Genomic DNA, 14575 nt, shown 5'->3' on the forward strand with positions numbered 1-14575 from the left:
ATGAAGTGGCTTTGTACCTTCTCATGGATCGGTTCCATCTTCAACTGCCAATGACAAACAGCTCGTCAGCCGTGAGGAGTATTTACAAAAACTTGAAACCTTACCCGCACCTTGGCAAAAGCGTTTGAGAGATAGGGGGCAAAACAAGAAAATGACAACAAATGAAACACTTTCCGGTTGTAAATCAGGAACTTCCCTGGTACAATGCCACCTCGGTTGGCCCTTCGTTAAGATATGGACTGACCGTGAAACGTATTGAATGGAGTTGTATATCTGATGAGACCCCTCTGCAAACGAAGCTTTTGCACCCTGCTCTCCCTGCTTTTATTATGGCAGTTGATTCCTCCGCTGCGAGTTGCTGCGGCCAAACCAGCGGTACAGGAGGCTGTTACGATTACACAGGATATCTTTCCGGATTCAAAGTTCCGTCAGTGGCTGGCCAATCCGGAGCATTTAAACGGATATGGCGCTGACGGTATTTTTACTGCGGAAGAGCTCTCTGCAATCCGAAAGATGGATGTCTCCCGCCAGGGGATTGCTTCTCTGAAGGGGATTGAGGTCTTTACTTCTTTAGAACAGCTGATTTGCGGATATAATCAGCTCACTCAACTGGATGTGCGGAAAAATCGCTCTCTAACCTATCTATACTGTGCATTTAACCGGATTGAACAGCTCGATCTCTCTGGACTTCATAAATTAACCGCCCTTAATTGCGCGGGCAACACTCTGACTTCTTTAAATCTTGCCGGGTGTACAGCTCTGGAAGCCGTGTATTGCCGTAATAACCGCCTGACTGCCGTGAATTTTTCAGACAATACGCGCCTGAAACTCATGGATGTATTCGACAACCAGCTCACCCGTGTAGACCTTTCCATGCTAAAAGATCTAGAATTCGCCTACCTAGATCACAATTTTCTGACAGAACTGGATTTAAGCCAAAACGCCAGCCTAGATCCTGTTCACGGAGGCTTTACCGCCCAGAATAACTTTCTTAATACCATTACCCTGCCGGTCAGGGCAGATCTTCTGGTCGCTCCAAGGTTCTACTCCGAGCAGAATCCAAAAACCGGATATGAGCGTGTGGAATGGTATGAAGACGCCCAACATTCCCGTCCGATCAAAGGGAGCATACAGGCTTCCGGCCAAACCCTCTATGCAAAGTGGCTCCCGAATGACTATGTGATCCGCTTTGCGGCCAACGGCGGCAGCGGAACCATGCCAGATCAGGCAGCCGTATGGGATACGCCTCTCGCCCTGCTTCCCAACCAATTCAGCCGGTATGGATATCGCTTTGTAGGCTGGGAAAACACTTATGGAAACGGAAAATCCTACCAGGATGAGCAGGAGGTCAGCAATCTAGCCGGCAAATATCAGGGCGAGCGGATAACTCTGTTCGCCAAATGGGCCCCTGTCACATATACAGTAGCCTTTGATGCCAACGGTGGCAACGGAGCCATGAATTCACAAATCTATACTTACGACCAGGCCGCCGCACTCCCGGAGTGCACATTGACCGCCCCTGAAGGAAAAGAGTTTGCCGGTTGGTCATCAACCGCCGAAGGCCCTGTCCGCTATCAGGATCGCGGGGAAGTCCGAAACCTGACGGCATCTCAGGGAGAAACCGTTACTCTATACGCCATCTGGCGAGACCCTATTGAAAACGAGTATTTGGGACAATTGGAGTCCGTGTTTTCCCAATACCCTGCAGACAACTACACAGCTCAAGACTGGAACGCACTTGTAGAAATCCACTCTGATGCTGTCGAAAAAATCTCTGCCGCCGTAAACAGCGATCAAATGCAAGCTATTGTTTCTCAGGCTGGGCAGGCCATGTCCAAAATCCCTACTTGTGACTCCCGTGCTCAGGCTGTTGTAAACGCTTGGCGCAGCGATCACAGCATGGTTCTCCAGCAGTCTGGCAATCAGGCGGTGAACGAGGCGTCTGCCGCTGAGATTTACGAGAATGCGCTCTTGGCTGGCAGCGGAATTACCACCAGCTTCACCGCCGAAGTTCACAAAGACCTGACCACTCCCGCAGATCAGGAGCGTATTACCGCCCTTGCCCTGCAAGTCGCAGAGGAATCCTTGCAGTCCCTGTCACAATTAGCCGACGCTGCCGCCTGGGCAGATACTCTGAACGGTCTGTCCGTACGCTCCCTATCAGAAGTGACCTCTTCGTGGCAGCCTACTTATGAGAAGGCTGTTCAGGAAGCAGTCCCCCACACACAGAACCTGACACAGGAGCTGGTGGAATCTCTTCGTCTCCGAGCCTCTCTGGCCCTGGAAAAGCAGCAAGCGGTTGCCCAACTACACATGGAATACCGCAGCTATGATTTCAATTTGTACTCCGACCAGGGAAAACGCGACTTGGAGGAAATCCTGCATGCAGGGCTTTCCAGTATTGAGGCTGCCAGCACCACCGGGTCCATAGCTGGTCTTCTGAAAAAATCGCAGATGGATCTCCAAGTGATTCCGGACAAGGTGCAAGAGGCAAATCCCTCCCCACTTCCATTTGCAGATATCAAGTCAGACGATTGGTATTACAATGCCGTATTATACGTTTACAAACGCAAAATCATGAACGGGTATTCCACCACCGTTTTCAGGCCTGACAGACAGATTTCCCGGGCTCACCTGGCACAGATTCTTTACAATTTGGAGGGCCGTCCCGCAGTGGCCGGATCTATCTCTGGTTATCAGGACACCGTACCGGGCGCTTGGTATGAAGACGCTGTTACCTGGGCTGTACAAAATAATATCCTCTCCGGCTATGCAGACGGCTTTATGCGTCCCAACCGTTCCATTACCCGTCAGCAATTAGCCACCATGTTGTACCGCTATGCCCAGAGTAGGGGTTACGATGTCAGCCGGCGGGCCGGACTTGACAGCTATGAGGATTCCAATCAGGTGGCCTCCTACGCAGAAGATGCTCTTCAGTGGGCCACCGCTGTCGGTATTGTCAATGGCACCAGTTCCTCCATGCTCTCCCCTGCCGGCAATGCCAGCCGCGCTCAAAGCGCCGTTATCCTAATGCGTTTTTGTGAAAAAGCAATTCAGTAAAGTGCCGAATCAGATTATACTGAGAGTTTCCGTCATTTTGACGCTCCTGAGAGATGCGTTTGGTATTCTTAATACACGACTTCAGGCTCACTCTTGACGGCTATCTCGCCAAGCAGAGCTTCGTGGGGCAAGTATGGGCGATTCCTTGGGCGATCTTTCACGCTCCCGCTCCTCACAGGGAGTTTTCAATTCCTGCAGTCCCGCTCTGACAGCTTCAGTCTCATCCCTTGTACCTCAGGATTTTGGCAGCATTTGCAGTCTCTCCTCCTCTTGTCGTCCAATTTGGGGCACAAAACAGAGAAATACATATTGCCAAGGCCTCTCTTCGTAAAATACAGAAAATTTTATACAAACTTCCAGTGGTACTCCCTCCGTTTGTGTATTTTCACTCGCTTTTTGCTGTTTTTATGTCTATAAGCCATCGATTCGAGAGCACTTGATGGTTGGATTCATCCTGATCGACCTCATTGCCGCTAATCGCTGCGGATATGGAATCATTAGCCGCAGCATCCATGTTGCTTTCCTCAGTGGACTTACCAACGGCTGCCCTCACGCATCGTTCCCCATCTTGTACGGCCAGTCTTCACTCATCCAGCCAGCTGTGATACGCTTGCGCAGTTACACTGCCGCTTACCGTATATGGGCGCATGCTGAAAAGCCTCTCCTATGCTTCATTTTGGGGGATATTGCGTTATGTTGCCCTGGTCCAATAGCAGCTGCTCTTGTCCTCCTCGGCCAACAACTTGACGGAAAGGGCGTCCCTCCAACAGACTTGTCCCTTTACCGTTTTATCTCCTGTTTTAAGGAGTCCCCTTTCTCTTCGTCCCCGCTTTCTATGACGGCAGCACGTTTTTCATCCTGTTGAACCTCCTCCCCCACATGCTCAATAGCGCTTTCATGTCCCGTCAGATATGTGTCCGGCAATGGCTTGACCGCCTGGGTGGTAAATACCGCCCAGGCGGTCTTTTTTTGTAGTTGGAGGCAGTGTTCCAGGAGAACGAGCATACACCGCTTGTCCTTGTTGGCGATCTTGTCCTGGCCGGTAGACGCCGTACGTGATGCCATCCCTTCATTTTGCTGCAGAATGCCACTTTCTCCCTCAAACCATGTTCTGACAGGTCAGGATCGACTGCCCTGTGCTGCCAAAGATCTTCGATCCATGAATCCCATGTGATATCAGAGCTCTCTACCAACAGAGTCGAGCAGTCAAACATCGGCGAATTTTGATACAGAGCAGACTTTAGGACATGAATCTCCATGGTTACAAGCAGACTCGGTCCGGATTTTATTATTTCGCTCCTTTTACCATTTCCACCCCTTTCTTTTCGTTTTACACATACTGCCATAAATAATTTGAATAGACACAAAGGAGCAGCATTAAAAACTCGAATTAACGCAGTGTAAATAAAAAAAGCCCTCTTTTTTTGCTCCAAAACTTTTTTCCAATCAAATTTTAATTATTTTTTATTTTTTAACAAAAGAGCTGCTTTTTTAGATAAAAAAGTAAATAAAAAGCAGCTGGTATGTGTTCCGTTGACACCGCTCACAAAAGTACGATATTTTTGTAACACGAGCTCGTACAAACCTATGTAGAGGAATCTTTCAAGTTTTCTGTATTTCACAAAGGGCGTGAGTTTGAACCAAAATGTAATAAGGAACAGGCGATCCAATCATCACCTACAGCGATAGCCCTTGGAGAGGGGCTTTAATGAACTACTACTTATAATGCAAGGAGCAAATTACCATGGCTATGAAACCAATCGAACTACAGAGGCATCTGAAAAAAGGCGGCGTGAGCTACATGGCAGTCACGCCGTTCAAGGAAAATGGCGATGTTGACTATGAGGGGTATCGCCAGAATATCCGCTGGCTGGTTGATAAGATTAAGGATTTTGAAAACTGCACCCTGACTCCCTGCGGCAGCAATGGCGAGTTCCCCCACCTGTCCCACGAGGAACACAAGCGGGTTATGCAAATCTGCGTGGAAGAAGTGAACGGTGCTGTACCCGTCATCTGCGGCACCGGCCGCGCCAGCACACACGAGACCATCGAACTCAGCCGCTTTGCCCAGGAAATTGGTGCTGACGGCGTACAGGTGATCCTGCCCTATTACTTCGTCCCCATGGAAGATGGGATGTATGCCCACTATGAAAAGCTGGCAGAGGCCATTGACATTGGTATCGTGATTTATAACAATCCCGCTTTCTCCGGCTCCTGGATTCAGCCCCCGCTGATGAAGAAAATGCTGGAAGGCTTTGGAGCAAATGGCAAGATCGCAGGTGTGAAAGACAACACCCCCCATATGATGTCTTTCGATGGCATGGCCAGCGTTGTCAAGCAGTTTGACGTGCCTTTGTACAGCGGTTTTGGTGAAAAGTGGTACAAGTATCAGTACCCCTGGGGAGCTGATGGTCTGGCCACTCCTTTTGGAAACTTCTTCCCGGAGTATCCCAGAGACGTGTTCCTGGCCTCTCAGAAAAACGACAACAAAAAGATTGACGAGCTGATCAGCATGATGCAGCCCTACTATGCGTTTGTCGGCCGCTGCAACGCCGTCCGCAAAGATACCGGCGTCCTCTACAAGCCCGGCACGGCCATCTATGGCGAGGGCAACTTCCGCTTCGGCGTTGTCAAGGCAGCCATGAACCTGATGGGCCTGCACGGCGGGATCATGCGCCTGCCCTTGACTGGCCCCACGGAGAAGGAGACCGCTGAACTGAAAGAAATCCTCAAAGGGCTGGGCCTGCTGTAAGTGCTGATACAGCCACTCGATTTGACCGCACAAAGGTGTGTAACAGAAATTCCTCGAAACCGCATTTCCAGCAAAACGCTAGACTCTAAAAGAAAAGAGAATATGGAAGGAGCAGACGCATGAAAAGATTATTGACTTTGTTTCTCGCACTGGTTATGATTGCCGGCTGTCTGGCTGGCTGCGGAGGCGAACAGTCTGCAAACAATGACCAGTCCGGCGATGCCAACAATCCTGAAGCGATTGACTGGCCCAAAAAGGACATTGAAATCGCCGCAGCTTACACTGCCGGCGGCACTGCCGATACCTGCGCCCGTGCTCTTGGTGCCATCATGGGTGAGTATCTGGGTGTGAATATCAATGTAGTCAACGTTACTGGCGGCTCTGGCTCCATCGCTGCGATGCAGGTAGATGGTAAGCCCCACGATGGCTATAGCTGGCTGGGTGATGTGGCGCACACCGCCTCCGGTTTCCGGGTCATGGAGTATGCAGACATGAGCTGGGAAGATTGGTATGGCTTCTACGGAGCCACTGCCCCTTATGTCCTGTTTGTGGCTGGCAACTCCCCTTATACAACCTACCAAGAGCTGTTTGACGCCATCGCGGCTGATTCCAGCATAAAATGGGGCAACGCTGGGTTTGGTTCCATCAATCAGCTCACCGGTCAGCTGATGCTGGACACCCTCGGCCTTAAGGGCACTACTGTCCCCTATAGCGGCGGTCGTGAGGCGGCTGTGAAGGTCATTGCCGGCGAGGTTGTGTGGTCCTGGTGCGGAATCTCCGACATTATGGACCTGGCTGTGAGTGGTGATATCCGTATCCTGGGCGTCTGCGACGCCGATCCTCTTCATGTGGAGGCCGCTTCTGGTGCTTATGATGCGCCTTCCATGCTGACTGACTATCCCGAAATGGAAACACTGGAAGGGCTTTTGTACTGGGGCATTCGCGTGCCTCGTGACACCCCCACCGAAGTCGTGGCCAAAATTCAAGAGGCCTTTGAGTACGCTGTGGCAACCGATGAGTTCAAGGAATACTGTGATTCCAACTCGCTGACTCCCAGCCCCGCTTGCGGTCTTGAAAGCGATGAAATGTGCGCAAGACTGGAGTCCATTTATGCTTGGGGCTTGTATGACCAAAACCTCGCCGCCGACGGCGTCTCTCCCGAGGATTTTGGCATCCCCCGCATCGAGGACTTCACCTATCCCACCAATGACCGCATCGCCGCGATTACTCCTTGGCCCTGATTTACTTGTAAAAGTCAATCAGCTTTTTAACGCGGTTTCGAAACAAGGGGCCGTCCTCCTGGGGCGGCCCCTTGTGTGTAACAGGGGAGGTATTCATGAAAGATAAAAAAATAAGCCGCTGGGTAGAGGGCCCCATCATGATTGCTGTGGGTCTGATCGCCCTGATACTGTCTTTGCAAATCCGGAATAACCCGGTAAAGGTTGAGGGGGTTCTCAACCTGCTTGTTCAGGCAAAGATGCTTCCCATTGTCGTCTCTGTCCTGATCGTGATTCTGGGTGTGATGCTCACGCTGCAACTAAACAAGGGTCTGCTGGTAACGCCCAAGATGGACAAGGAGACCTGGCTGCGGGTGCTGGTGCTGACCGCGATGACCCTCGTATATCTCATCGCGGCCTATTACGCTGGCTTTTTGATCACTACATTTCTTTACTGCTTTGCCATGCTGTTATATCTGAATTGGAAGCAGAAGAATCCTGTCTTCTTGCTGGTATTGTCCGCGGTCTACACGGCAGTGACAGTTTATCTGGTGCCCATGATGCTGCATCTGAATTTGCAGCTGCTGCCGTAAGGAGGGAAATTCGTGGAAGCTTTACTATCTGTCTGGGGTTATCTGCCGGAGGCTATTGTCACTTATTTGGGTGATCCCATGGTGTGGGTCATGCTGCTGGCCGGCACTGCCCTTGGCTATTTTGTGGGTGTAATGCCGGGCCTGGGGCCCACCATGGGCATGGCGTTGTCCCTGAGCATTATCTATACACTTCCGGTAACACAAGGCATGGCTCTGCTGATCGGCATTTTTGTGTCCGCTGTTGGCTCCGGCGGCATCACCGCCAGCCTGATCAATATCCCCGGCACCGCCGCTGCCGCGGCGACCTGTATGGATGGCTATGCGCTGGTGAAGCAGGGCCGCGGAAGAGAGGCCTGCGGCTATTCCGTGTTTGCCTCTGTCATCGGCACCCTTGCCGCCACACTGTTTGTCTTTATCATTCAGCCTTTCGTCACAACCATTGCGCTGAAGTTCGGTGACTGGGAGACCTTCTTGTTCTGCCTGTTCGGCTTGATGATTTGTGGTTCCCTGTCCGGTGACAGGCCGGTAAAGGGCTGGATTGCCGCTTTTGTTGGGTTTTTCATCTCTATGTGCGGCGCTGAGAGCGTTCAGTCTGTGATCCGCTATAACTTCGGCCGCAGCGAGCTGCTCTCCGGCTTCAATAGCACCGTTGCCATGCTGGGCCTGTTCGGTATCGGCGAAGTGCTCTACACCCTGAAAAACAAGCAGAATACCAAGGTAGAGGGAAAAGCCGGCCTGCCCATTATCAAGTTTCAGGAGTTTGGGAGAAACCTTGCCAATATCGTCAAATCCTCCTTGGCTGGTATTTGGATCGGCTTCATCCCAGGTATCGGGGAGAGCGCGGCCTGCTGGTTCTCCTATGACATTGCGCGGCGCAGCTCCAAGAAGAAGGAACTGTTTGGCAAAGGCAGTCCTGAGGGCATGATCGCCGCAGAGGTGGCGAACAATGCCAGTTCTGTGGGCGCGCTGATCCCGGCCCTCTCCCTTGGAATTCCCGGAAGCGCCACCGTGGCGATCTTTATCTCCGCCATGTACCTGATGGGCTATCGTCCCGGTCCCACTCTGGTGATGGAGAACCCCGGGATTTTGTGCGGCATCTGTGTGCTGTTCTTCATTGCCGCTCTGGGGCTTTTGGGCATCGCCTATCTGGCTTCCGGGCTGACCATCCGGCTGCTGTCGATTCCCGAATCCCTGCTGATGCCTATGATCGCGGTCTTTTGTGCCGTGGGTGCCTATGGGACCACCAACACGCCGTTCAGCCTGATTCAGCTGGCGTTCTTCGGTGTATTGGGGCTTCTGATGAAGGTATATCACTATCCCATTGCCCCCCTGGTACTAGGGATGCTGGTGGGCAACACCGCCGACACCTGTCTGCGCCGTGCCCTGACACAGTATGCCGACAACATTGGTGGCATGATTCTGCGCCCCTTTGGGCTGGGAGTCATGGTGGCTTTGATTTTGGTCTTCATTCTCAGCATTCGCTCTGACAAAAAGAGCAAGGCTGCAAGCAAGGAGAGCTCCGGCAAACAGCCTGTGGAGTAAGCATCATCCCCGCGAAAACATGCGATGGTTCCACGCTATTTCTAGCGTGGAACCACACAAACGAAAGGAAAGGTATCACACAATGTTTGTCAATCCTGCAGAATGGCATGAAATTTGCACGAAGATGTTCACTACTGTTGGTGTGCCTGAAGAGGACGCCGGCCTGGTGGCTGATACCGCGCTTACCGCTGATATTCGCGGTGTGGCCTCTCACGGCTCTGTCCGTCTGCCGGTATACCGTGAACGGATTCAACGGGGGCTGATCAACCCCACCCCCAGCATTCGCATCGTCAACGACTGCCCGACCCTGGTACATCTGGATGGCGACAACGGCTTAGCCCAGGTTGTGGACAACAAGGCGGCGCAGATTGCCGCTGAGCGGGCCAATAAATATGGCGTGTGCTGTGTAGCCACCTACAATACCAACCACATGGCGCTATTGAGCCACTATGGTCTGAAAATCGCGGAGCAGGGCCTGATTGCCTACATCATGTGCAACACGCCTCCGTTCGTAGCCACCATGGGCGCCGCTGAGCCAGTAATCGGCACCAACCCCATCTGCTGGTGCATTCCCGGCAAGGAGTTCCCCATTGTACTGGACATGGCCATCTCTCCCGCCCGCGGTAAGATTAAAAATGCCGCTGCCGCCGGCAAGCCAATTCCCGAGGGGTGGGCGCTGGACAAAAACGGCCGGCCCACCACGGACGCTGCTGCCGCCTTGGAGGGAATGCTGCTGCCCATTGCCGGTCACAAGGGCTACGGTATCGGCGTGGTGGTGGAAGTGTTCTCCGCCCTGCTGACCGGAGGAAAGTACGGTAAAAATGTGACGCACCCCCTGGACGACTATGACCACAAGCCCAACTGCGGCAACTTCATAATGGCGCTGGACCCCTCCAAGATTATGGCGGAGGAGGATTTTGTAAGACGGGTAGATGACTATGTGCAGATGGTCAAGTCCAGTAAAAAATCCTCTCCTGATGCGGATATCCTCTTCCCCGGCGAGCTGGAACACCGCAACGAGCTGCTGGTGGCCGAGCGGGGACTGGAGATCAGTGACGAGACCTATCAGCAGTATAAGAGCATGGTTGGTCAATAAGAACGCATGTGGAATTCACTGGGAGATCTATTGAAGTATATTGAGATTCCCCGCATGTTTCCTTCACGTCAAAATTTTTCCAGCGAAGAGATACAGGACTGGCGGGAAGCTCTGAAAAAAGCAATCAAAGAGGCGGGCGCAGAGAGCTCCGTGCATCCAGGAATGCGCATCGCCATTACCGCCGGGTCCCGTGGCATTGATCACATCGCGGATTATCTGCGCTTTATCGGTGAATGTCTGCGGTCGCAGGGAGCGGAGCCCTTTGTGGTTCCCGCTATGGGCAGCCATGGCGGGGCCACTGCGTCAGGTCAGATCCTGGTGCTGAAAGAGCTGGGAATCTCAGAGGAGAGCGTGGGTATGCCGATCCGCGCCTCCATGGACACGGTGTTGGTAGGGACAACTCCAGGCGGCCTGCCAGCCTACACCGACCGCATCGCCAGTGAGGCAGACGGCATCATATTGCTAAACCGGGTCAAGGCTCATACACAGTTCCGGGGGGCCTATGAGAGCGGCCTTTTGAAAATGCTGGCCATCGGTCTTGGCAAGCAGCGGGGAGCAGAGTGCTGTCACCGGCTGGGTCTGGATCACATGTCCAAAAATGTGGAAGATATCAGCCGCTTCCTGCTGGGGCGCCTTCCGGTACTCTTTGGAATCGGCCTTATTGAGAACGCCTATGACCACACCATGGATATCGTGGGAGTCCCTGCCCGGGAGCTTCCGGATCGAGAGCCGGCTCTGCTGGAACGGGCAAAGCGCAACATGCCCCGCATCTGCGTTCCGGATATGGATGTCCTGATTGTGGACCGCATTGGTAAAAACTTCAGCGGTTCTGGCATGGACCCCAATGTAACCGGCCGGTTTTACAGCAAAGCGGTACCAGCGGTTCCCGCCGCGCAGCGGATTACCGTGCTGGGCTTGTCCAACGAGACCCATGGAAACGCCTGCGGTCTAGGGGTGGCGGACACCACCACGCGCCGAGTGGCGGAGCATTTGGATCGGGAAAGCATGTATATCAACAGCCTGACCTCCCGGGTAGCGGAATCCAGCCGTATCCCCATGTATTTTGAAACAGATCGGGAGGCCATTCAGGCGGCCATCATGCTATCTGGGAAGCGGGACCCCACCCAACTGCGCATGGCCCGCATTTCCAACACCATGCAGCTGGAGCAGATTTTACTTTCCGAGGCATTGCTGGAGGAGGCGCAATGTCAGGGTCTACAGATTATAGGACCGGCAGAGCCCATGCGCTTTGACAGGGCGGGAAACCTCCTCACATCCTAATCATCAAGAGGAGGACCTATATGGAGACATTGGTTGCGTCGCTGAATACGGTGCTGTATATGCTCCTGGTGATGGTCTTGGGCAGATGGGTGGTTGGACGGCTTCCGGAGCGTGACACTGTTGTGGCGCAGTTGAACCGGTTAGTGTTTTCCATGTTCCTGCCCTTCATGGTCTTTCAAAACATTTATACAACAGATATAAAAAGTGCCTTTGATGGAAGACTGTTGGTCTATCTGCTGACGGTCCTATGTGCAATGTGGCTGTTGCTGATGGTGCTGGCCCCCAAATGGGTCCAGCACCGGCCTACCTGCGGCACTTTTATTCAGTGCGCGATCCGCAGCAACTCCATCATCTTTGGCATCCCCTTGATCAGCGGACTCTTTGCGGGGCAAGAGTTAGGCTGTCCCACGCTCGTGGCCGCCGTTACGACGATTTTTTTTAATGTGATTGGAGTCATTACCCTGGAGGTCTACCGCGGAAAGGCTCCAGACCTGCGGCAGATTGGAAAAAATCTTGTAAAAAATCCTGTCCTGACCGCTAGTATCGCCGCACTCTTTCTAGCACTGCTGGAGTTGCGCCTGCCCGCCTCTGTGGAAAAGGCAGTTGGCACCATGGCTGGTATGGCCTCGCCGATGGGGCTGCTGCTGATTGGTGCCAGCCTGCGTTTGGGTGTGGGTCAAAGGACTGGGGCGTTATTGGGATGTCTACTGCTGAGGCTGGCGGTGATCCCGGCCATCGGAGTGTCCGGCGCGGTGCTTTTAGGCTGGCGCGGCATGGAGCTTTGCACAGGACTGATGGTCTTGGCAACTCCCACATCTGTCTCCGCCTATTCCATGGCCCAGATGATGGGAGGTAACGGCACCTTTGCCGCAAACCAGGTAGGTCTAAGCTCTGTACTTGGAGCGGTTACAGTTTTTTTCTGGATTTTGGCGTTAGGTGGATTGCAGTTGCTCTAAGTTTAAAAAAAACAGAGTGGGACCTTCGTGGAATGATTTCTCAATTTCGTAAAACTTTATACTAAAGGAGCGAAGGGTTCATGGCAAGAGAATTTTTTGTACCAGGCAGTATTATGACAGGAAGCGGTGCGTTGGATGCATCGGCGGATACCCTGAAAAAAATGGGAAAAAAGGCACTCATTGTTACTGATGCCATGATGGTGGAGTTAGGTAATTGCGCCAAAGTAGAACGGGTGCTGGAACATGCTAAGGTAGGTTACAGCGTGTTTGACCGCATTGGGGGCGAGCCAACCGACGTGATGGTAAAAGATGGACTGGAGCAGTACAAGCGGGAGGGCTGTGATTTTCTGGTGGGATTAGGCGGCGGCAGTCCGCTGGATACCATGAAATCCATCGCCGTTCTATCCAGCGACGGCGGCGAGGATATTACCGTGTATATGGGGAAGGAAATCAGCGCAGCGGTACCGCCCATGGTGGCAATTCCAACCACAGCTGGTACTGGCTCTGAGGCCACACAGTTCTCCATCATCAATGATACCCGGAACAATATTAAGATGCTGCTCAAGGGAAAAGTGATGCTCCCTGAGCTTGCTATCGTAGACCCGCAGTTCACTATGACGGCACCAGCCAAGGTGACTGTGAATACGGGTCTGGATGCCCTGTGTCACGCTGTGGAGGCCTATACTTCCCGCAGAGCTCAGACCATGTCTGACGTATTCGCTGTATCTGCCGTGAAGCGCATCTTCAAATATCTTCCGACAGCGTACCGCAATGGCCAGGATGAGGAAGCCAGAGTGGAAATGTCTGTGGCGGCATTGGAGGCGGGAATTGCCTTCAATAATGCCTCTGTTACGCTGATCCACGGTATGAGCCGGCCCATCGGTGCGCTGTTCCACATTGCTCACGGCATGTCCAACGCGATTTTGATGAATGTGTGCCTACGCTGGGCTGTCTCCGGTGCCTATGACCGCTTTGGCCAGCTGGGCCGTGAGATCGGAGTCGCCTCCGCTCAGGATGATGATCAAACTGCGGCTGAGAAGTTCCTGAATGCGCTGGACGCCTTGACGGCAGATCTTCAGGCGCCTACCCTGGCCTCTGCTGGTGTCAGCAAGGAAGAATTTCTGAGTTATATCGACAAGATGGCCCACGATGCCATGGCCAGCGGCAGCCCCCAGAACACGATGCGTGACATGACGGAAGCGGATATCAAGAAACTTTACATGCAGCTCTGGTAAAGCCAGAGGGTACAAAGCCCCAAAAAGGAGAAATGATAGTTATGTATGAACATCTGATGATGGAAGTTAAGGGACAGACCGCGATTGTAAGTATCAATAACCCCAAGTCACTCAACGCACTCAACAGCGCCACACTCGCAGAGCTCAATACATGTCTTGCAGATATGGAACAGAGCAAAGATATCCGTGTCGTGATCGTAACCGGAGTGGGTGCCAAGGCCTTTGTGGCGGGTGCGGATATCTCTGAGATGGTCAACGCCACTGCAGCCGAGGGACGGGATATGGCTCTGCTTGCTAAGGAAGCTTTCCGCAGGCTGGAGAGGATGCCTCAAGCAACCATTGCTGCGGTGAATGGCTATGCCCTGGGTGGTGGCTGTGAACTGGCAATGAGCTGCGATATCCGTGTGGCAGCCGAGAATGCCGTCTTTGGCCAGCCGGAATGCGGCTTAGGAATTTTGCCTGGCTTCGGTGGAACCCAGCGGCTTACCAGGCTTGTAGGCAAGGGCCGCGCCAAGGAGCTGATTTTTACCTGCGATAAAATTGACGCACAGGAGGCCTATCGCATCGGCCTTGTAAACAAGGTGGTTCCGCAGGCGGAGCTGCTCGATTTCTGCCTCATGATGGCTGACAAAATGCTGTCCAAGGGCAGCTACGCCATCGCCCTCGCCAAGATGTGCATTGAGACTGGCATAGATACTGATCTGAACAGTGGCCTCAATATGGAGGCTACCAATTTTGGTCTGTCCTTTGCAACCAACGACAAAAAGGAGGGGATGACTGCTTTCCTTGAGAAGAGAAAGGCCACGCTGACTGACTTTTAATCCCAATAAACGTTTAAAAAAG

Annotated in this window: 11 protein-coding genes; 10 read left to right on the forward strand and 1 reads right to left on the reverse strand. The window is 52.8% G+C overall.

Annotation, left to right across the window (positions count from 1 at the left end; translation table 11 throughout):
* The first annotated feature begins 276 nt into the window (after positions 1-276).
* Complete coding sequence (locus tag KJS55_RS00605; protein WP_213542422.1) at positions 277-3060, forward strand: S-layer homology domain-containing protein; 2784 nt, start codon at positions 277-279, stop codon at positions 3058-3060.
* 780 nt (positions 3061-3840) lie between these two features.
* Here the strand turns inward: KJS55_RS00605 and KJS55_RS00610 are convergent.
* The gene (locus KJS55_RS00610; protein WP_213542424.1) at positions 3841-4125 is read right to left on the reverse strand and encodes a hypothetical protein; all 285 of its coding nucleotides are present in this window, start codon (positions 4123-4125) and stop codon (positions 3841-3843) included.
* Positions 4126-4804: 679 nt separating this feature from the next.
* On the opposite strand from KJS55_RS00610, the gene KJS55_RS00615 reads away from it, so the two are divergent.
* From KJS55_RS00615 to KJS55_RS00655, 9 genes are all read left to right on the forward strand, one after another.
* A complete protein-coding gene (locus tag KJS55_RS00615; RefSeq protein WP_187029083.1) occupies positions 4805-5812 on the forward strand; it encodes a dihydrodipicolinate synthase family protein in 1008 nt (335 codons plus the stop codon).
* 119 nt (positions 5813-5931) lie between these two features.
* On the forward strand, positions 5932-7053 hold the full coding sequence (locus tag KJS55_RS00620; protein WP_187029085.1) for a tripartite tricarboxylate transporter substrate-binding protein: 1122 nt from the start codon (positions 5932-5934) through the stop codon (positions 7051-7053).
* 95 nt (positions 7054-7148) lie between these two features.
* Positions 7149-7622, forward strand: a complete 474-nt coding sequence (locus KJS55_RS00625) for a tripartite tricarboxylate transporter TctB family protein (RefSeq protein ID WP_187029087.1) — start codon at positions 7149-7151, stop codon at positions 7620-7622.
* Between the two features lie 12 nt (positions 7623-7634).
* Positions 7635-9164, forward strand: coding sequence for a tripartite tricarboxylate transporter permease (locus KJS55_RS00630; protein WP_187029089.1), 1530 nt, complete (start codon positions 7635-7637; stop codon positions 9162-9164).
* A gap of 82 nt (positions 9165-9246) precedes the next feature.
* A complete protein-coding gene (locus KJS55_RS00635; protein WP_187029091.1) occupies positions 9247-10260 on the forward strand; it encodes an Ldh family oxidoreductase in 1014 nt (337 codons plus the stop codon).
* A gap of 54 nt (positions 10261-10314) precedes the next feature.
* Positions 10315-11541 (forward strand): nickel pincer cofactor-dependent isomerase, group 22, encoded by a 1227-nt coding sequence (locus tag KJS55_RS00640; protein ID WP_213542426.1) that lies wholly within the window; start codon positions 10315-10317, stop codon positions 11539-11541.
* Between the two features lie 20 nt (positions 11542-11561).
* Positions 11562-12497: an AEC family transporter gene (locus tag KJS55_RS00645; RefSeq protein WP_213542428.1), complete on the forward strand. Its 936-nt coding sequence runs from the start codon at positions 11562-11564 to the stop codon at positions 12495-12497.
* Between the two features lie 80 nt (positions 12498-12577).
* On the forward strand, positions 12578-13732 hold the full coding sequence (locus KJS55_RS00650; protein WP_187029097.1) for an iron-containing alcohol dehydrogenase: 1155 nt from the start codon (positions 12578-12580) through the stop codon (positions 13730-13732).
* 41 nt (positions 13733-13773) lie between these two features.
* Positions 13774-14553 (forward strand): enoyl-CoA hydratase-related protein, encoded by a 780-nt coding sequence (locus tag KJS55_RS00655; RefSeq protein WP_346345672.1) that lies wholly within the window; start codon positions 13774-13776, stop codon positions 14551-14553.
* The last annotated feature ends 22 nt before the right edge of the window (positions 14554-14575 follow it).

Origin of the sequence: Pusillibacter faecalis (assembly GCF_018408705.1) — a bacterium.
Taxonomy (GTDB): domain Bacteria; phylum Bacillota; class Clostridia; order Oscillospirales; family Oscillospiraceae; genus Oscillibacter; species Oscillibacter faecalis.

Bases quoted from the DNA above. Each gene is read 5' to 3' on its own strand.
- KJS55_RS00605 (WP_213542422.1), top strand. From the start codon at position 277: ATGAGACCCCTCTGCAAACGAAGCTTTTGCACCCTGCTCTCCCTGCTT.
- KJS55_RS00610 (WP_213542424.1), bottom strand. From the start codon at position 4,125: ATGGCATCACGTACGGCGTCTACCGGCCAGGACAAGATCGCCAACAAG.
- KJS55_RS00615 (WP_187029083.1), top strand. From the start codon at position 4,805: ATGGCTATGAAACCAATCGAACTACAGAGGCATCTGAAAAAAGGCGGC.
- KJS55_RS00620 (WP_187029085.1), top strand. From the start codon at position 5,932: ATGAAAAGATTATTGACTTTGTTTCTCGCACTGGTTATGATTGCCGGC.
- KJS55_RS00625 (WP_187029087.1), top strand. From the start codon at position 7,149: ATGAAAGATAAAAAAATAAGCCGCTGGGTAGAGGGCCCCATCATGATT.
- KJS55_RS00635 (WP_187029091.1), top strand. From the start codon at position 9,247: ATGTTTGTCAATCCTGCAGAATGGCATGAAATTTGCACGAAGATGTTC.
- KJS55_RS00640 (WP_213542426.1), top strand. From the start codon at position 10,315: ATGTTTCCTTCACGTCAAAATTTTTCCAGCGAAGAGATACAGGACTGG.
- KJS55_RS00645 (WP_213542428.1), top strand. From the start codon at position 11,562: ATGGAGACATTGGTTGCGTCGCTGAATACGGTGCTGTATATGCTCCTG.
- KJS55_RS00650 (WP_187029097.1), top strand. From the start codon at position 12,578: ATGGCAAGAGAATTTTTTGTACCAGGCAGTATTATGACAGGAAGCGGT.
- KJS55_RS00655 (WP_346345672.1), top strand. From the start codon at position 13,774: ATGTATGAACATCTGATGATGGAAGTTAAGGGACAGACCGCGATTGTA.